The following is a 17,616-nucleotide window of genomic DNA, read 5'->3' on the forward strand; positions in this document are numbered from 1 at the left end:
TCTCAATAAAACTAACTTTGTAAAAACGCTAACCATGAAAAACTTTTTCTTTTTAGGTATTGCCATTATGTTCGAAATTATTGCCACTTCGGCCTTAAAGAAATCAGAGCAATTTACACAGCTGATCCCAAGTATAATAACAATTGTGGGATATTTTGCTGCATTTTACTTTTTGAGTTTTGCTATTAGAACCATTCCGGTTGGGATTGCTTATGCCATTTGGTCCGGCGTTGGAATTGTTTTAATTACTATTATTGGTGCTGTTTTCTTTAAGCAAATACCAGATTTACCTGCTATTATAGGACTAGCTTTGATTATGGCTGGTGTTATTGTAATTAATGTTTTTTCTAAAACTACAGCGCATTAAACTGTAAATAAATCGTTCCAAATTTTAAGTTTCAAGCCAAAGCAACCTGAAAAAATAAGACATCAATTCTCAACTTATTCATTTCAAATATAAAACAATGGATTTCAAAAAAGCTACTATTTCAGACTTAAAAGAAATGCAGGAAATGTATATCGAAACCATTCAATGGATTTGCAAAAACGATTACAATCCGTTGCAAATTAATGCCTGGGTTTCCGGACTTAATGACACTGAACGCTGGCTGAAGGTTATACACAGTCAATATGTTTTACTGGCTCTTGTCGATGATAAAATTGTGGGGTACGGAACTTTGAAAGATGGAAATTATATTGATTTTTTCTGTGTTCACAAAGATTTTCAACGACAGGGAATTGCGGATAAAATATTCAGCGAATTAGAAATTGAAGCCAAAAAAGAAAACGCAAAAACAATCTCTGCAGACGTAAGCATAACGGCAAAACCATTTTTTGAGAAAAAAGGTTTTAATACAAAAGCCGAACAAAAAAACATACGATTGGGCGTTGAGCTTATCAACTATAAAATGGAAAAGGAACTCAAAAAGTAAAAACAGGTTCAGTTTCAGGGTTCAAGTTGTTGGAGAACCTGAAACCTGAAATAAAAAAACTAATCAAAAAACTTCCGCAAGTTTCGGATTTTATCCTCGCAAAACCCTGTCGATATTTGCATTATAAAAATGAATGAAAATGAACACACAGGAAAACATCAATTATAATCGCATTGCCGATGCGATCGATTATATCAAAGCCAACTTTAAGGATCAGCCTAACTTAGATGAGGTTGCCGAAAAAGTGCATTTAAGTCCGTTTCACTTTCAGCGCTTGTTTACGGAATGGGCAGGAACAAGTCCGAAGAAATTTTTGCAATATATAAGTGTCGAACACGCCAAAAAAATCCTCAAAGAAAATAATAAAACTACATTGTCTGATGCCGCTTTTGATACCGGACTATCGGGAACAAGCCGTTTGCATGATTTATTTGTAAATATCGAAGGCATGACGCCGGCTGAATATAAAAATGGCGGTAAAAACTTAGCCATTAATTTCAGTTTTGCCGAAAGTCCGTTTGGTAATATTATAGTGGCTTCGACCAATAAGGGGGTTTGTTTTATGGCTTTCGCAGAAGATGAAGAAACAGGATTTCAAGATCTGAAAAACAAATTTCCAAATGCAGCATTCTTACGAAAACTAGACTTATTGCAGCAAAACGCTTTATTTATTTTTCAGAATGACTGGAGCAAATTATCTGAAATTAAATTGCACTTAAAAGGAACTGACTTTCAATTGAAAGTTTGGGAAACACTGCTTAAGATTCCAATGGGACAACTTTCTACTTATGGATCAATCGCACACCAAATCGAGAAACCAAATGCTTCCCGTGCTGTTGGAACTGCCATTGGGAGTAATCCTGTAGCATTTCTGATTCCGTGTCATCGTGTGATTCAATCTTCCGGAACCTTTGGCGGTTATATGTGGGGAAACACCCGTAAAACAGCTATTATTGGCTGGGAAGGTGTTCAAACTAATTCAGATCTCTAAAACTAATCTCATGCAAAATATACAATCAAAAATTGCTTCTCAAAACTGGGAAAGCATCACTGAATCTATGCACGAAAGCGGATTTGTCATTATTCCAAATCTGCTGGATAACGAACAATGCGAAGATTTAAAATTCGATTATGATAACCCGGCTTTATACCGAAAAACGGTTGTAATGGAGCGTTATCGTTTTGGTCTGGGCGAATATAAATATTTTAATTATCCGTTGCCTGATTTAATCCAGACGATCCGGACTTCTATCTATCCTAAACTGTCTCTTATTGCAAATGCGTGGATGAAAGCGCTGAATATAAATACTATTTTTCCTGAAACGCATGAAAAATTACTCGAACAATGTCACGCCAATAATCAGTTTAAAGCAACTGTTTTAATCTTAAAATATGGTAAAAGTGGCTTTAATACTTTACATCAGGATTTATATGGCGATGTTTATTTCCCCATTCAGATCGTGCTTTTTCTAAATGAACCTGACGAGGATTTTGCCGGTGGCGAATTTGTTTTAACAGAACAAACGCCCAGAGCACAATCTAAAGCGATTGTTTTGAAACCTAAAAAAGGAGATGTTCTGATTTTTACCACCAATTTCAGACCTGTAAAAGGTACAAAAGGGTATTATCGGGTAAATATGAAACATGGTGTGAGCGAAATTCATTCCGGCGAACGACATACGTTGGGAATTATTTTTCATGATGCGTTAAGTTAAGGCACAAAGGTGCTGAGGTACTAAGGCACAAAGGTTTTAACACACAGTATATCTGTAGAGACGCACCGCAGTGCGTCTAACGTCACGTAATTAATCTATGAGAACAATCTTTGCGTAGACGCACTGCGGTGCGTCTCTACAGGATAAAAATTACGGTAAAATATAATACATAATTTTTTTCACGCAGATTTAGCAGATATGGCAGATTTTTTAATCATTTTAATCCTTTTAATCGGTGGCAAAAAAACTTTACAAACATTATGATTGAGCACAATAAGATTTCCGATTCAGATCTCCGAATTAAAATTAAAAATTCGGAAATTTGTTTTGGGGGAAACCGAAAACTAAAAATTTACGGAACACTAAAATGTTCTTCGGGTAAAAGAATGAAACGTGAAAATCGTGTCTTCTTTTTATCTGAAAATGAAGCCAGACAAAATGGTTTCAGACCTTGCGGACATTGTATGAAAACCGAATATCAAAACTGGAAAAATGGACTTATTTAATCCCGAAACTGACGAGACGACTAATCTGCTTCCTAAAGACGGAACTGTAAATTATTACGGTAAACTTTTTTCAAGAGAAAATGCCAATCACTATTTGGATGTATTATTAAATAATATTGAATGGAAAAACGATGAAGCTATCATCTTTGGAAAATTAATTATTACGAAACGAAAAGTAGCATGGTATGGCGATTCAGGTTTTGAATATACGTATTCGAATACGACAAAAAAAGCGCTTCCGTGGACGAAGGAATTATTAGAACTAAAAGCTGTTATTGAAGAAAAAACAGGAGAAACCTTCAACTCTTGTTTACTTAATCTGTATCATTCCGGTGATGAAGGAATGGCCTGGCACAGCGATGCCGAAAAAGACCTAAAAAAGAATGGTGCTATTGGTTCTGTAAGTTTTGGTGCTGAAAGAAAGTTTGCTTTTAAACATAAAGACTCTAAAGAAACTGTTGCGTTAATATTAGAACACGGCAGTTTATTGGTTATGAAAGATACTACTCAAACACATTGGTTACATCGCTTACCGCCAACAAAAACAACTTCTAAACCAAGAGTAAATTTGACTTTTAGAACGATTGTTTCTCAATAAAAATTTTATTTAACCATTAAGAGATTAAGGAAGATTAAGAATTCTGACTTCAATGAATCTGAATATCTTAATGGTAAATTTAAAAAACTCTAATAAGTTTTACCATCCCTGATTCAAACCATTTTTAAGGACTTCTTCATATTTATCTTTATCAAAGACATATAAATTTGGAGCTTTATGTGCGACGTTGCTTTTCTTTTCTTCCAATTTATTGAGAATTCCAATGTTGTTAATCTTGCGCAAAAAGTTCCTTCTGTCCAATTTTTTATCCAAAATGGTCTCATACAATTTCTGAAGTTCAGGCATGGTAAATTTTTCGGGTAATAAATTGTAACCAATTGGCATTAAATTCAATTCGATTCGGAGCGTATGCAGCGCTTTATCCAAAATTTCTTTGTGATCTAAAATAAGTTCAGGAACTTCTTTATGGTCAATCCATTCAATGCTTCCCTTATTATTTTCCTTTTGTGGAATCGCTTTTAGAAAATCAACCAAGGCATAATACCCAATAGTTACAAAACGCTGTGTAAACCATTTTCTGGCTTTTTCCGGAATTTTAAGATGTTCTAAAATTTTATTTTCAAAATGCTTATCATTTCGTTTTACACGTCCAAACGTAGCAAATTGTCTTAGAAAAATTCCTTCAATTCCTGTACGTTTATTTAAAACAGTAACCGCCGCGGTATCAATATCCTGATCAATGGGAACAAAACCGCCTGGTAATGACCACTTGTCTTCATAAGGAGTTTTAATTAATAAAACTTTCAGCTGATTATCATGAAAACCAAAAATGACACAATCTATAGAAAGTCCGGGTTGGTAATTTTCGTTATTTTCTAGTATTCCTTTCGCCATTCAATTTTTATTAATTACAATTTCTTATCTCAGGGATCACGCAATTTAATTCATTTTAATAAAATTGAGACTCTTTTTTAAAATTCGCATGCAATATTATTGAAAAACAAAAAACCAACAGCAGAAGTGTGTAAATCACAATTTTTACTTAAAATTAAAATCGAATTAAAAAAATAAGTACATTGCGTCATAATAACACATTAAGCGCTTAACTTGTTGTTTCTACAACAAAAAAGCATCTTCAAAAAGAAACTTTAAAGAAGATAACAAACTCAAAAACAGCTTAATATTGTAATTACTGTAACAAAAAATAAAGAAAGACGTCTATTCTTATATAGCACATATAAATTGATATAAACATGAGAATTCCTAATCCAGAAAAACGAAACAAGGGGCTTATTAAAAAAATATGTTTCTCTTTTGGATTTGTTTCTAAAACTGACCTTTTAGAAGCTTCTTTAAAATATAGTGAAGAACAGGAAAGGATTTTCAATGAAATGATTACTATAAGTGAAGCGAAAGATAAAAAAATAAAACGCGAAGCATTTGATAAAGCATTATTTGCATCCTATAAAGGAATTGGCGCTATGGATTTTATAAATACTGTTCTGAAATAATTCTTAAAATATCCTTCTACAACATACTGAACCTTGCTACAAAGCGAGGTTTTTTTATTTGGTCTCATTTTTAAATTTTCAATTGTCAATAAAATAATACCATTTTAATAAGAATATTAAATTTAATATCGGTAAAGTATTGTCAAAATTCTATATTTTTGCCCATTGACAAATATAAGATTATACTTATGTTAATTATTTAAAATATTAAAAACACAGCGATGGAAAATCTAATTCAATCAGAGAATTATAAAATTCAAAAGCCTGCCGAATGGGCTTCCAATACAAATGACGGTCAACTTATTGAATACATTAAAGAATCAGATTTTGCAACTAAGCAAATAGACGAAGGGCGTGATTATTGCTATTTTTTAGATAAAATCTATTACACCAGTGATGAAGAAAATAGTGAATATGCCTGCGTAGCTTATACTCTAAACGAACCTGCAAATCTGGAAAATGCCTCTGTAATGGATGTCGTGGTCGAAGAAAATGAAACTTATATCATACATAGAATAAGCGTTTTGAGAGAAGGTGTTTTGATTAATAAAATTCCTGATACTAAAATTAAAGTTCTTGATAGCGAAAACCAAAGTGATGGCGGGGTTTTGAGCAGTAATAAAAAAATCAATATTACCATAAAAGATTTACGCCTTTATGATGTTTTGATCATGGAGGATTCGAGAGTGAAGGTCTTTACGGAACGTGACTTTTTACGCAAGGAATTTTCTAAGTTTGTTTGGGTAAGTCCAAGTACTTATTGGGCTTACGGAAGTTATAATTATACTTTTATCAATGACCGTAAAAACAGGATTGCTTACAAAAAAACTTTTTTCAGAGATGAGGATGGGAATGTATTGGCTCCGGAAATCAACTATTTAGAGAAAGGTGAAAAGTTTACTATTGAAAAAGAAAACTATATCAACTTTGTAGATACTAATCGCGAGATTGCTCCTTTTATAGATTTTGCTACTGATAGTAACTGGGCCGATTTGTCTAATTATATTTCTCCGTTATATGAAGAGGTTTATAATAAATCATTTTTACAGGAATTTGCCCCAAACTTGGTTGAAAAAATAGATGCTATTACTAACAAAGATGAGCAATTGCAATTTGCCATTGATTATGTACAAAATCATGTTTACTATGTTTTTAATGCGGATGAGATGAACGGTCATAAACCGCAGGAACCATCTGTAACATATCAGAATAAACAGGGAGATTGTAAAGCAAAATGCGTTTTACTGAAGGTAATCCTGGATTATATCAAGGTTGATTCGTCTGTGGTTTTGGTGAATTTTAATACTGATCATTACCTGAAATATTATTTGCCCTCTTTACTTACTTTTAATCATGTAATAGTAAAAATCGATTATAAAGAGCAAACGTATTTTATTGATGCAACGAGTCGCGATGAATTTGGATTGATAGAAAATCGTGGGTTCATTTATTTCATGCACTATCTTGAGGTTAAACCAAATCAGGATTTGCAAATAAAAAGTTCTCATCGATTCCCATATTATGGTATCAATGAAAAAGCTGATTTTAACATTGAAAAAAACATCGGTAAACTTACCTTAACGACGACTTACAAAGGAAATCGTGCTAATTATATGCGCAAGTATTTTAAGAACACCAACAAAAGAGAAATCATAGACAGCTGGAATAATTTCTTTTTTTATACATTGAATTACAACAATGACAGGAACGGAACTGACGTTCGAAATATATTCAAAGATACAACGATCGAAACGTTAAGCGATGACAAAAAACTGAACGAGTATACGATTCAATACAAAGCTACGATTGAAGATCCGTATTTTGCAGACGCACAAAAAAATCGTTTTGTCATGTATTTTGACCGCAATGTGATTAAAAATAATGCAAGGGACTTTTTGCACACAGATATCACGTTCTGGCATAATTTTGATAATGAAAAATATGAAATCAATCTTTATACAGACCAAAGAATCGATGTAGAAGAAAAATTTACGGTTCAGGAAAGCACAATCAAAAATCCATACTTTGATTATACAAGCCGCAAAAAAATCACAAAAAATGGCGCATCGGTTTACATCGATTTTAAACCATTGGTAAATTTAGAAATTCCGCCAGCTGATTTTGAAGAATTCAGAAATGCACATCACGAAGTTGCAGATAGTAATTTTGGACTGGGAATCGATATTATAGAACAGGGTTTTATGAATTTAATGAAGTTTAATTTCAAGAAACTGGTAAAGTAACTACAATAAAAAATCGACAGTCTGGACGTAAATATTGTTACTTAATTTTGAACACGAATTTCACTAATTGACACTAAATAGTTTGTGAAATTCGTGTTTTGTTTTGCACTTTGTCTGCACTATATAATAAAAAACGGGGCTAAAATTTAGCCCCGTTTTTGTTATTGTGAATTGTTGTTGCGATAATTTTCAACATATAGAAACATAGATTTGTATTATTTAAAAAAAAGTTTCTACTAGTTTAAAAAAATTTAAAGCAATTCAAAATCAGATTTCAATTTGATATCTGCTGATGATGCTCCAATCATTACTTCGAAGTCTCCTGCTTCTGCAATAAATTCTAATTTATCATTGTAGAAAGAAAGTTTCTCTTTGTCGATTGTAAATTCGATTGTTTTAGATTCTCCCACATTTAATTTAACCTTTTGGAAATCTCTTAATTCTAAAACTGGTCTTACAACAGATCCAAATTTATCTTTTAAGTACAATTGCACTACTTCTTCTCCGGCTACTTTTCCAACATTTGATAATTGGAAAGAAACTTTGATTGTTTCATTATTTTTCATCTTAGTCGAAGACAGTTTCAAATCAGAATAATTGAATTTGCTATAACTCAAACCATATCCGAAAGGAAATTTAGGGGAGTTTTTCAGATCAATATAAGCTGAAACATAATTTTTTGAATCCTCATCTTTAGCTGGTCTTCCTGTACTGTAATGATTGTAATAAATTGGCACTTGCCCTACTTCTCTAGGAAAAGTCATTGGCAATTTTCCAGAAGGATTATAATCTCCAAATAATACATTTGCGATTGCATTTCCTGCTTCTGTACCCAACCACCAGGTATATACAATTGCCGGAACATTATCAGCCGTCCAGTTAAAAATTAAAGGTCTTCCGGCATTTACCAAAACTACAACCGGTTTTCCGGTAGCCTGAATTGCTTTTACCAAATCTTCCTGAACACCCGGCAAATGCAGGTTGCTTCGGCTTTTTGCTTCACCGCTCATGTCGCGGCTTTCGCCAATACTCAAAATAACAACATCCGCTTGTTTCGCAGTAGCGACTGCTTCAGCAAAACCATCTTTGTTATCTCCATCGACTTCACAACCTTTGGCGTAAAGCAACTTGGTATTTTTACCTACTTTATTTTGTAAACCGTCCCATTGCGAAACTACCCATTTATTGTAGTCTACCTCTGGTAATTCTACAGACCAAAATCCCATGTTTTCTTTATACTCCTTTACCATTGGACCAATGAAAGCAATTGTTTTCAGGTTTTTAGAAAGTGGTAAAGTTTCATTTTCATTCTTTAATAAAACGATACTTTTTTGTGCTACATCTAGAGCTGCTTTTCTATGCTCAGGATTATTCAACGCTTTATCGGCTCTCTTTTGATCTGAATATCGGTAAGGATCATCAAATAAACCCAATTCAAATTTCTTGCGAAGAATTCTTTTTACTGCATCATCAATCAAATCAACAGAAACTTTTCCTTCTTTAACCAATTCGGCTAAATGATATCTGTAGGCATTACTTTCCATATCCATATCACTTCCGGCTGTAATGGCAGAAAGCGCAGCAGCTTTAAGATCTTTTGAATATCCGTGTGCTACCATTTCTCCTATCGAACCCCAATCTGACACTACAAATCCCTGAAAGTCCCATTTTCCTTTCAAAATATCACGTTGTAAATGTGCATTTCCTGTCGCCGGAATTCCGTTTAAGTCATTAAATGAATTCATAAAAGTAGCTGCACCGGCATCAAGAGCCGCTTTGAATGGTGGCAAATAGGTTTCCCACAACATTCTTTCGCTCATGTCTACAGAGTTGTAATCTCTTCCGCCAACAGCTGCACCATAAGCTGCAAAGTGTTTGACGCAAGCCATAACTGAGTTTAAATCGCCCAGTTTGTTTCCCTGAAATCCTTTTACTCTTGCATACGCAATTTTAGATCCCAGATATGTATCTTCTCCGGCACCTTCCATAACTCTTCCCCAACGCGGGTCACGGCCAATATCTACCATTGGTGCAAATGTCCAGTGTATTCCGCTTGCAGAAGCTTCTGTAGCAGCAACTCTGGCTGCCAGTTCAATTGCTGTTAAATCCCAACTTGCAGCTTCGGCTAACGGAATTGGAAAAGTGGTTTTGTAACCGTGAATAACATCCTGACCAAATAACAACGGGATTTTTAGTCGGGATTGCATCGCCAATTCCTGATATTGTCTGGTGTATTTTGTTCCAATAATATTTAACATCGAACCTACAATTCCTGCCTTTATCTCGGCTTGTTTGTTTGGATTAATGGTAATTGGTCCTGTTGCAGAATTATCTCCTGTGTACTGATTAAGCTGACCTATTTTTTCTTCTATGGTCATTTTCTTCAATAGAGCATTTACTTTCTGGTCTATTGTTTCTTGTTGGGCGACGGCAAAAAAAGACACCATCAACAAGGTAAATGTGGTTAGTTTTTTCATTCTCATTTAATTAATTTCTATATAAACTGGTAAGTGATCTGATGGATATTTTAAATCCTTGGAGTCACTTAAAACTGCATGCTTTTGTACCGTAAGCCCGCTATTTTTAGAAATAAAAATATAATCTAATAATAAGGTTACTGGTTCATTATGTTTAAAATCATTGAATGTCCCTGATGGTCCAAAAGGTTTTTCTTTAGAAACATCTTTGGTATCATCCATTACTTTTTTTATGGTTACAATTTGTTTTGTATCCGGTTCTGAATTAAAATCTCCCATCAGAAAAACAGGATATTTTTTTTTGTTTATTTCGGCTATTTTCGAAAGAACCAGTTCTACTCCTTTTACTCTTGCTACTTCGCCCATGTGATCGAGGTGAAGATTAAAAACCCAAAACGTTTTTTTTGTTTTCACATCTTTAAACAATGCATAAGTACAAATTCTATTACAGGCTGCATCCCAACCTCTTGAAACTACGTTGGGTGTTTCTGACAACCAAAACGTATTGGATTGTTCTACCTGAAAACGGTCTTTTTTATAGTAAATCGTACAGGCTTCTCCTTTTCCGTCTTCTTCTCTGCCTATCCCGAATTTGTTATAATTTGGCAAAGCCAAAGCGATGTCTGTAACCTGATTGGGAGTTGCTTCCTGGACTCCAAAAATATCGGGACTGTAAAATTGAATTTGCGATGCAAAATAATCTTTTCTGTTTGGCCAGGCATTTTCTCCATCTGAAGCAACATCTAAACGAATGTTGTAGGACATAATTTTTACATTCTGACCATAAAATGACGCATTGACAAAAAGCAGCATTACTACTAAAAAAAATGAATTTCTCTTTTTCATGTTAAAAATTTTAATCCGGTAAAGCTAGCATTTCACTAGCCTTAATGAAAAAAAAGAATGTTAATTATGTACTCTTCGACAATCAATATTAGATATATCATAAAAATTTGTTTTTAGTGCTGCCATGTTGCCACAAGTACAAGATAAACACGAATCTTACTAATTTTCACTAATTAGTTTGTGAAATTCGTGTTCATAATTAGTACTATTTGTTTCCACACGTTAGACTTTTGTAACGTATTTATTTTTTTGAATTTGATTTTTTAGCTTCTGAAAAATCCAAATAATTAAGATTAAAACCTCCTTTTTCAAACACTACCTTGATTTTGTTTGTGCCTGCATTCAAATCAATACCTGACAAGACAACAGTTTTCCATTTTTCATTTCCTCCTGTTGTAGGAAGTGTAATTGTTTCAGATCTCTTTCCGCTTTCAGTTTCCAGATAAAGTTTCCCTTCTGAATTTTCACTTGAGTAACGAATGGCAACTTTGTATCTGTTTTGTTTAGCAACTTCGGTAGTAAACTGTAACCATTCTCCATCTTCGATAAATGAAACCTGGTAATCATTTGATCCGGTATCTTTGCAGGATAAAATATCAACACCATCATTTCTCATGGTATTTCCTTTATTCCACTCATCAAATTTTCCGGTTTCTACTCTGTAATTGATAAAATCTTTATCCAGATATGCGTAACCATTTGTTCCGAGATCATATTGAGTTGCGGCAATTTTTCCCGGAATCAAATGTTTCTTGTAAGGTTTAGTATCGTTAGTTTGTACTTGTCTGAACATTGCATCGATTACATCCGGTTTAACGGTTAGGTTTTCCATTTTATAATTGTCTGCCATTTTCATCAATGTTTTTTTCGCAAAATCAGCAGTCGGTTTTTGTCCGCCATCTTTCCAATACTTTAATAAAACATCATATTCCGGAATTTTAGTTACTGAAGTTACACCGGCAATATTTTCGATTTTTTTCATTGGCCAGAATGCCCATCCAATATTATTGCTTTCTACTAATGTCAATGCATCTTTGAACCAGACATTTGAGTTTTCTCCACTTTCTCCCAACCAAATCGGCACATTGTATTGTGTTCTGTAATCCAGCATTTTCTGGATTGATTCTTTGGTATTATAGTTCCAGTATTTATGAAAGCTCAACGCCATATTTTCATCCCATAACGGGAAAATTCCGTTGTAATTATTTCCCCAGCAATTTCCTTCAATAAAAATTAAATGGTTCGTATCGACTTCGCGAATTGCTTTTGTAACCTGTACCAGTAATTCCCTCAATGGTCCGTTTGAGTTTTCATCACAACCATTTTTATTGGTTCCGATAAAATTCCAGTTGGGTTCATTGATGATATCATAGGCACCAATCCAGGGATTGTCTCTGTAACGAGAAGCTAATTTTTTCCATAATGCAATCATTTTTTTCTGATTGGCTTCGCTTTCCCAAAGAGATGGTTTTGTATTATCGTAATCAGAGATTGCAGCATCATTTCCTTGCCCGCCCGGAGCAGCATGCAAATCTAAAATCAGATAGATCTTATTTTCAGCACACCATTTCAAAAGATTATCTGTCATTGTAAAACCTTCTTCGATCCAGGTTATTTCGCCATTCTTTTCTTCCTGAATAGATGGCGTGTACAAATTATAATGCATTGGCAAACGAATCGAATTGAAACCCCATGCTGCAAGCGAATCAACATCACGCTTTGTGAGTCCGTTTGCTTTATAAGCGGCATAAAACTCTTTTGTCCCTTGTGCTCCAATAACTTCTTCTATCTTTTGTTTGATGACATATTGCGGACTTGCAAAAGGTTGTGTCTGCATCATATAACCCTCCTGCACCATCCAGCCGCCAATTCCAAGACCTCTTAGTATTATATTTTTGCCGTTGCCATCCACAATATTTTGTCCGTCCCTGTGCAGGAATCCCTGCCCAAAAGCGGTAATTGAAAGCAATAATTGTAATGTGATAATTAATTTTTTCATGCTGCTTTTTAAACTTAAATATTTATTTCAAGAGAAAATCTATTTTTAAAATCTGCAAGTTCAATGATTATTTACAAGTTCATTTTAAAATTTCAACGTCTTATTTCATTAATCTTAACTCTAATATTCCAGAGTTTGCATAGCATGCGCCGGTATTCTGATAGTTGTTTTTGCAGTTCCGCTTGTTATGCTGTAAACCACTTCTTTATCTGATGAATTCATTATAATTGTAGCAATTTTTCCGTCTGTATTTTTAAACGATGTACTTAGCAGGTTTTTATCGCTAAGGGTTGCTTCGATTCGTTTTGCATTTGGTCTGATAAATTTAGATAAGTGACCTATATAATAATACATTGGCGTAAATATCAATTCATCTTTTTCAGTGTCTCCGTGAATTGGGGCAAAACAAAAATTCCCCACATGATTTGGTCCTCCGTTTTGATCTAGCAGGATATTCCAATCTGTCCACGCGACAGTTCCATTGTTGAAATCATTGATCATATTAAGTCCGTAACGTTCTGCATTTCCCCAAAACTGAAACTTGGTGGCATCAAATTTTTCGATACAGCCTTCAGTAAAGATTAAATTTTTGTCAGGAAAAGCTTTGTGTACTTCTGCTACTGATTCGAATTTTGGTGTTCCGCCATTCCAGGTTTCATACCAGTGAAATCCAATTCCCCAGGCATATTTTGAAACTTCAGGATCTGAGAAAACAAGATTCGCTCTTGTTACTAACATGTCTCCGCGATTATGATCCCAGATAATTATTTTTTTAGCTCCCAGATTTTCTTTTTCTAAAGTTGGTCCCAAAAAGTTTTTCAAAAAATCTCTTTCTGCTTCGGGTGTATAAATACAGGATTCCCATCTTTGAGTCGCCATTGGCTCATTTTGAATGGTTAATCCCCAAATTGGAATTCCTTCTTTTTCATATGCTTTTATAAATTTAGCATAATAGTTTGCCCACGACTGAGCAAATTCAGGCAATAAAACGCCGCCGTGCAAAATATCATTATTGTCTTTCATGAAAGCTGGGGGACTCCATGGACTAACAAATAAGGTTAATTTTCCGCCGGCTGTTTCAATTGCTTTTTTGATTAATGGAATTCTATATTTTCTATCATGATCAATATTGAAGGTTTTCAGCTCTTTGTCTCCTTCCTGAACATAGGTATAACTTTCGCTGCTAAAATCGCAACTGTGAATATTGGTTCTGGCTAAAGAATAGCCAATACCTTTCTTTTTATCATAGTATGCGGTTAGAAATTTTTGTTGATTTTTTGGAGATAATTTGGCAAAAACTTCGGCACTTGCGTCTGTAATTGCTCCGCCAATTCCCAAAAAAGTCTGGTACGTTTTTGCCGGATCTACAATAATAGAAACTGTTGAGTTTGTTTGTTGTGAAGTTGAGATTAAATCATTTGATAATGATAATCTTAAATTGGTGTTTTCAGCAGTAGTATAAACGTTAATTTTTGAATTCGATTTGGATTTTCCAACACCGGATTGGGCTATAGCTGATGAAAAACAACTTAATTGCAGAATTAATATTGGAATTATTAAGTTTTTATGGGTTGATTTCATTGTGTTTTAGATACTATTAAAAAAAATAAGGGCTAAATAAATAGCCCTTAACTACTAAACAAAATATTAATAAACTAAAGTTTGTATGGCGTGTGCCGGTATTTTCACTACTGTTTTTTGAGTAGCAATTATTAAATTATAAGTTATTTCATTGTCTGTATGATTCATGACAACTGTTGACATTGTACCATCTGTATTCAAAAATGAAGTACTTTGCAAATAGCTTCTGCTTACTGCAGTACTTACACGAACAGCATTTGGACGTATGAATTTTGAAAAATGTCCGATATAATAATAAGACGGTGTATAGATTAATTCTCCCGTTGTGGTGTCTGCGTGTATTGGGGCAAAACAGAAATTACCAACGTGATTAGGACCTCCGTATTGGTCTAAAAGGATGTTCCAATCTGTCCAGCCAACGGTTCCGTTATTAAAATCATTGATCATCGAAGTTCCGTATCTTTCGGCATTTGGCCAAAATTGATATCTGGCAGCATCAAATTTCTCTACACATCCTTCTGTAAACATTAGTTTTTTATCCGGATATGCTTCGTGAACTCTTGCTACATTTTCAAACAATGGCTGCGCGCCTGTCCAGGTTTCATACCAGTGAAATCCAATTCCCCAAACATATTTTGAAGCCTCCGGATCTGAGAATATAACATTTGCTCTTTGTACCATTAAATCACGATTGTGATCCCAGGCAATAATTTTTATTCTTTCTAAACCTTCTTTTTTAAGAGTTGGTCCTAAATAATTTTTAAGAAAATCTCTTTCCTCTTCTGCTGTATACAAACAAGATTCCCAGGTTTGCGTTGCCATTGGTTCATTTTGTACTGAAGTTCCCCACATTGGAATTCCTTCTTTTTCATATGCCTTAATAAATTTGACATACATATTTGCCCAAGGCTGATAAAACTCAGGAAGCAGTGTACCGCCCTTTAGTACATTTTTATTGCTTTTCATAAAAGCATTTGGTGACCATGGAGTTGCATAAGTAACTAATTTTCCTCCGGCAGTTTTGATGGCTTGCTTTATTAACGGAATGCGATATTGCCTATCATGTTCAATCGAGAAAGTTTTTAAATCCTTATCGCCTTCTTCAATATAAGAATAACTCGCACTACTAAAATCTGAACTTTGAATCGTGGTTCTTAGTAATGAGTAGCCAATTCCTTTTTGAGTATCGTAATAAGCATTTAAAAATTCTGTTTGTTTTTCTTTTGATAGTTTAGCAAAAATTTCGGCACTTGCGTCAGTAACAGCTCCTCCAATTCCCATAAAAGTCTGGAATCTTTTTGATGGCTCAACAAAAACAGAAACCTCAGTTTCTACTGGTTGTTTTGATGCTGTAAAAGATAAATTATCTGTAGGGGTTAACCTTAATTTTGTATTATCAGCAGTGGTATACACTGTGATCTTTTTATTGGTTGTAGTAAATGCTTGTTGTTGCTTCTGATTTTTCTGCTGTGCAAAAACAGCTAGAGAAAAACACAAACAAGTAATAATAAAGCCGTTTTTTTTCATTGTATCTGTTTTAATAATTAAAACTTTTTTGCAAATAATTGATTTAAAAAATAGCCCAATATCCTGGTGAACATGGGCTATTTGGCAACCAAACTTAACTTAACTTAAACTTCCTTTTGTATTTCTGTTTTTAGAAAGACCGGGACTGTAATCCCAGCCTTAAAAAACAAAAACTATTTTTTATTCTTATAGATTAATTGTAACCTGGATTTTGAACCATTTTAGTGTTATTGAATTCACTGTAAGGTATTGGCCAAAGTTCATTTTTATTAGCAGTAAATCCTTTAAAAGCAAGCTTAGATGCTGCTTCTCCAGTTCTTACTAAGTCATACCAACGGTGTCCTTCTCCTGCAAGTTCTAATCTTCTTTCAGCCAGAATAGCCGGAATTGAAACTGGTACAGATGGCAAACCAACTCTGTTTCTAACAGCATCTAAAAGTGCCTGAGCTCTTGCTCCTGTTCCTCCTAAAGCTTCTGCTTCCATTAAATATGTATCAGCTAAACGAATGATGTAAGTATTAATTCCAAAGTTCAATGCTCCCTCAGAAGTTCCTATATCACTATTAACCGGTGAGTATTTGATAAAATGGTATCCTGTTTCCTGGTAACTTGGATCATATGTCATGTTACCTGCTGCTTGTTGCGCCGCTGCATCAAAAATTGTAGATGCAAAACGAGGATCTGTTTTTAAAGTATTCCCCAAATCACTTGTAATAACCATAAATCCCCATCCGTTGATATAATCAGGAATTCCTGCTGCTATACCTGCTGGTGTTCTTTTAAAGTTACGCATTCCGCTTAACTGGCTTACAAGGTTCCCTTCGTCATCACCTCTTTCAAAATTATCCCATTTTGTGTTTCCTTCACTTGAATAACTAATTTCGAAAATTGATTCTGTATTGAACTCATTTTTGTGATTCCATAAATCCGAAAACTTATCCAACAATTTATATCCGTAGCTGCTTGTTGATCCTGGTGTACCATTCACTTTAGCTAATTCTGCAGCAGCTTCTGTTTTTTTGTTATCATATAAATATACCTTTCCTAAAAGTGCCGTTGCAGCACCTTTTGAAAAACGACCTAACTCATCAGGAGCTAAAGTAATTGGTAAATCTGCAATTGCTTCTGTCAAATCTTTTTCGATTTGTGCATAAACCATTGCTGGAGTTGCTTGTACTGTTACTGAAATTTCTTCTCTTGTATATGGCGTTAATTTTAACGGAACATGTCCAAAAAGTCTCACTAAATCAAAATAGTAATAAGCGCGTAATGCTTTAACCTCTGCCATGAAACGTGCTTTTTTAGCAGCATCCATATCAATTTCCGGTAATTTTACGACCATGATGTTACATCTTGCAACTCCCTGAAAATAATTTGACCATACTGCCGGCGGAATGTTAGTAGGACTTACTGTATAATTATTCATAACCTGAAGTCCTGGCTGATCTGCATTATTACCACCTCCTGCATAAAAATCATCAGATGCAGAATTAAGTAATAACAATGGTGCATTTTCCATCGCTCCGGCATATTTTCCTAATTTATCATAAGCAGCTATTAATCCGGAGTAAGCATCTTTTTCAGTTTTATAAAAATCTTTTTCCAGAACAACTCCATCTCCTTTTACTTCCAGCTTTTCATCGTTATCACACGATGCAAGTGACAACACTGTCGCCAATGCTATAAATGAATGTTTAAAACTTATAAGTTTCATAATATT

At 34.3% G+C, this 17,616-nt stretch carries 15 protein-coding genes; 8 read left to right on the top strand and 7 right to left on the bottom strand.

From position 1 onward, the window contains the following. The first annotated feature begins 34 nt into the window (after positions 1 to 34). From ACQKCJ_RS15975 to ACQKCJ_RS16000, 6 genes are all read left to right on the top strand, one after another. On the top strand, positions 35 to 367 hold the full coding sequence (locus ACQKCJ_RS15975) for a DMT family transporter (protein ID WP_271337035.1): 333 nt from the start codon (positions 35 to 37) through the stop codon (positions 365 to 367). A gap of 97 nt (positions 368 to 464) precedes the next feature. Next, positions 465 to 932 carry a GNAT family N-acetyltransferase gene (locus ACQKCJ_RS15980; protein WP_271337036.1) on the top strand — a complete coding sequence of 156 codons (468 nt, stop codon included), beginning with the start codon at positions 465 to 467 and terminating at the stop codon, positions 930 to 932. Between the two features lie 139 nt (positions 933 to 1,071). Continuing rightward, entirely contained in the window at positions 1,072 to 1,923 is an 852-nt protein-coding gene (locus ACQKCJ_RS15985; RefSeq protein ID WP_271337056.1) for a bifunctional helix-turn-helix domain-containing protein/methylated-DNA--[protein]-cysteine S-methyltransferase, read from the top strand. Positions 1,924 to 1,933: 10 nt separating this feature from the next. After that, positions 1,934 to 2,647 carry a 2OG-Fe(II) oxygenase gene (locus tag ACQKCJ_RS15990; RefSeq protein ID WP_271337037.1) on the top strand — a complete coding sequence of 238 codons (714 nt, stop codon included), beginning with the start codon at positions 1,934 to 1,936 and terminating at the stop codon, positions 2,645 to 2,647. A 260-nt stretch (positions 2,648 to 2,907) separates the two neighbouring features. After that, entirely contained in the window at positions 2,908 to 3,153 is a 246-nt protein-coding gene (locus ACQKCJ_RS15995) for an Ada metal-binding domain-containing protein (RefSeq protein WP_271337038.1), read from the top strand. Beyond that, positions 3,140 to 3,751, top strand: coding sequence for an alpha-ketoglutarate-dependent dioxygenase AlkB family protein (locus ACQKCJ_RS16000; RefSeq protein WP_271337039.1), 612 nt, complete (start codon positions 3,140 to 3,142; stop codon positions 3,749 to 3,751). Before ACQKCJ_RS15995 ends, ACQKCJ_RS16000 begins: the two co-directional genes overlap by 14 nt. Before the next feature lie 99 nt (positions 3,752 to 3,850). Here ACQKCJ_RS16000 and ACQKCJ_RS16005 read toward each other — a convergent pair whose 3' ends face one another. Beyond that, complete coding sequence (locus ACQKCJ_RS16005) at positions 3,851 to 4,606, bottom strand: NUDIX hydrolase (protein WP_271337040.1); 756 nt, start codon at positions 4,604 to 4,606, stop codon at positions 3,851 to 3,853. A gap of 359 nt (positions 4,607 to 4,965) precedes the next feature. Here ACQKCJ_RS16005 and ACQKCJ_RS16010 point away from each other — a divergent pair, with 359 nt between their 5' ends. Both ACQKCJ_RS16010 and ACQKCJ_RS16015 read left to right on the top strand, forming a co-directional pair. Then, positions 4,966 to 5,223: a hypothetical protein gene (locus tag ACQKCJ_RS16010; RefSeq protein ID WP_271337041.1), complete on the top strand. Its 258-nt coding sequence runs from the start codon at positions 4,966 to 4,968 to the stop codon at positions 5,221 to 5,223. Between the two features lie 221 nt (positions 5,224 to 5,444). Then, a complete protein-coding gene (locus ACQKCJ_RS16015; protein ID WP_271337042.1) occupies positions 5,445 to 7,466 on the top strand; it encodes a DUF3857 domain-containing protein in 2,022 nt (673 codons plus the stop codon). Positions 7,467 to 7,717: 251 nt separating this feature from the next. Here ACQKCJ_RS16015 and ACQKCJ_RS16020 read toward each other — a convergent pair whose 3' ends face one another. The 6 genes from ACQKCJ_RS16020 to ACQKCJ_RS16045 all read right to left on the bottom strand — a co-directional run bounded on the left by ACQKCJ_RS16020 (position 7,718) and on the right by ACQKCJ_RS16045 (position 17,610). Continuing rightward, complete coding sequence (locus tag ACQKCJ_RS16020; RefSeq protein ID WP_427402410.1) at positions 7,718 to 9,943, bottom strand: glycoside hydrolase family 3 N-terminal domain-containing protein; 2,226 nt, start codon at positions 9,941 to 9,943, stop codon at positions 7,718 to 7,720. A gap of 6 nt (positions 9,944 to 9,949) precedes the next feature. Further along, positions 9,950 to 10,789, bottom strand: coding sequence for an endonuclease/exonuclease/phosphatase family protein (locus ACQKCJ_RS16025; RefSeq protein WP_427402411.1), 840 nt, complete (start codon positions 10,787 to 10,789; stop codon positions 9,950 to 9,952). Positions 10,790 to 11,030: 241 nt separating this feature from the next. After that, complete coding sequence (locus tag ACQKCJ_RS16030) at positions 11,031 to 12,788, bottom strand: cellulase family glycosylhydrolase (protein WP_427402412.1); 1,758 nt, start codon at positions 12,786 to 12,788, stop codon at positions 11,031 to 11,033. 120 nt (positions 12,789 to 12,908) lie between these two features. After that, the gene (locus tag ACQKCJ_RS16035; protein WP_271337046.1) at positions 12,909 to 14,369 is read right to left on the bottom strand and encodes a glycoside hydrolase family 30 protein; all 1,461 of its coding nucleotides are present in this window, start codon (positions 14,367 to 14,369) and stop codon (positions 12,909 to 12,911) included. A gap of 66 nt (positions 14,370 to 14,435) precedes the next feature. Beyond that, positions 14,436 to 15,896, bottom strand: coding sequence for a glycoside hydrolase family 30 protein (locus tag ACQKCJ_RS16040; RefSeq protein WP_271337047.1), 1,461 nt, complete (start codon positions 15,894 to 15,896; stop codon positions 14,436 to 14,438). Between the two features lie 193 nt (positions 15,897 to 16,089). Next, a complete protein-coding gene (locus ACQKCJ_RS16045) occupies positions 16,090 to 17,610 on the bottom strand; it encodes a RagB/SusD family nutrient uptake outer membrane protein (protein WP_271337048.1) in 1,521 nt (506 codons plus the stop codon). Positions 17,611 to 17,616 lie beyond the last annotated feature (6 nt).

The organism is Flavobacterium sp. NPDC079362 (assembly GCF_050267765.1).
Lineage (GTDB): Bacteria > Bacteroidota > Bacteroidia > Flavobacteriales > Flavobacteriaceae > Flavobacterium > Flavobacterium azizsancarii.

Bases quoted from the DNA above. Each gene is read 5' to 3' on its own strand.
- ACQKCJ_RS15975 (WP_271337035.1), top strand. From the start codon at position 35: ATGAAAAACTTTTTCTTTTTAGGTATTGCCATTATGTTCGAAATTATT.
- ACQKCJ_RS15980 (WP_271337036.1), top strand. From the start codon at position 465: ATGGATTTCAAAAAAGCTACTATTTCAGACTTAAAAGAAATGCAGGAA.
- ACQKCJ_RS15985 (WP_271337056.1), top strand. From the start codon at position 1,072: ATGAACACACAGGAAAACATCAATTATAATCGCATTGCCGATGCGATC.
- ACQKCJ_RS15990 (WP_271337037.1), top strand. From the start codon at position 1,934: ATGCAAAATATACAATCAAAAATTGCTTCTCAAAACTGGGAAAGCATC.
- ACQKCJ_RS15995 (WP_271337038.1), top strand. From the start codon at position 2,908: ATGATTGAGCACAATAAGATTTCCGATTCAGATCTCCGAATTAAAATT.
- ACQKCJ_RS16000 (WP_271337039.1), top strand. From the start codon at position 3,140: ATGGACTTATTTAATCCCGAAACTGACGAGACGACTAATCTGCTTCCT.
- ACQKCJ_RS16005 (WP_271337040.1), bottom strand. From the start codon at position 4,606: ATGGCGAAAGGAATACTAGAAAATAACGAAAATTACCAACCCGGACTT.
- ACQKCJ_RS16010 (WP_271337041.1), top strand. From the start codon at position 4,966: ATGAGAATTCCTAATCCAGAAAAACGAAACAAGGGGCTTATTAAAAAA.
- ACQKCJ_RS16015 (WP_271337042.1), top strand. From the start codon at position 5,445: ATGGAAAATCTAATTCAATCAGAGAATTATAAAATTCAAAAGCCTGCC.
- ACQKCJ_RS16020 (WP_427402410.1), bottom strand. From the start codon at position 9,943: ATGAAAAAACTAACCACATTTACCTTGTTGATGGTGTCTTTTTTTGCC.
- ACQKCJ_RS16025 (WP_427402411.1), bottom strand. From the start codon at position 10,789: ATGAAAAAGAGAAATTCATTTTTTTTAGTAGTAATGCTGCTTTTTGTC.
- ACQKCJ_RS16030 (WP_427402412.1), bottom strand. From the start codon at position 12,788: ATGAAAAAATTAATTATCACATTACAATTATTGCTTTCAATTACCGCT.
- ACQKCJ_RS16035 (WP_271337046.1), bottom strand. From the start codon at position 14,369: ATGAAATCAACCCATAAAAACTTAATAATTCCAATATTAATTCTGCAA.
- ACQKCJ_RS16040 (WP_271337047.1), bottom strand. From the start codon at position 15,896: ATGAAAAAAAACGGCTTTATTATTACTTGTTTGTGTTTTTCTCTAGCT.
- ACQKCJ_RS16045 (WP_271337048.1), bottom strand. From the start codon at position 17,610: ATGAAACTTATAAGTTTTAAACATTCATTTATAGCATTGGCGACAGTG.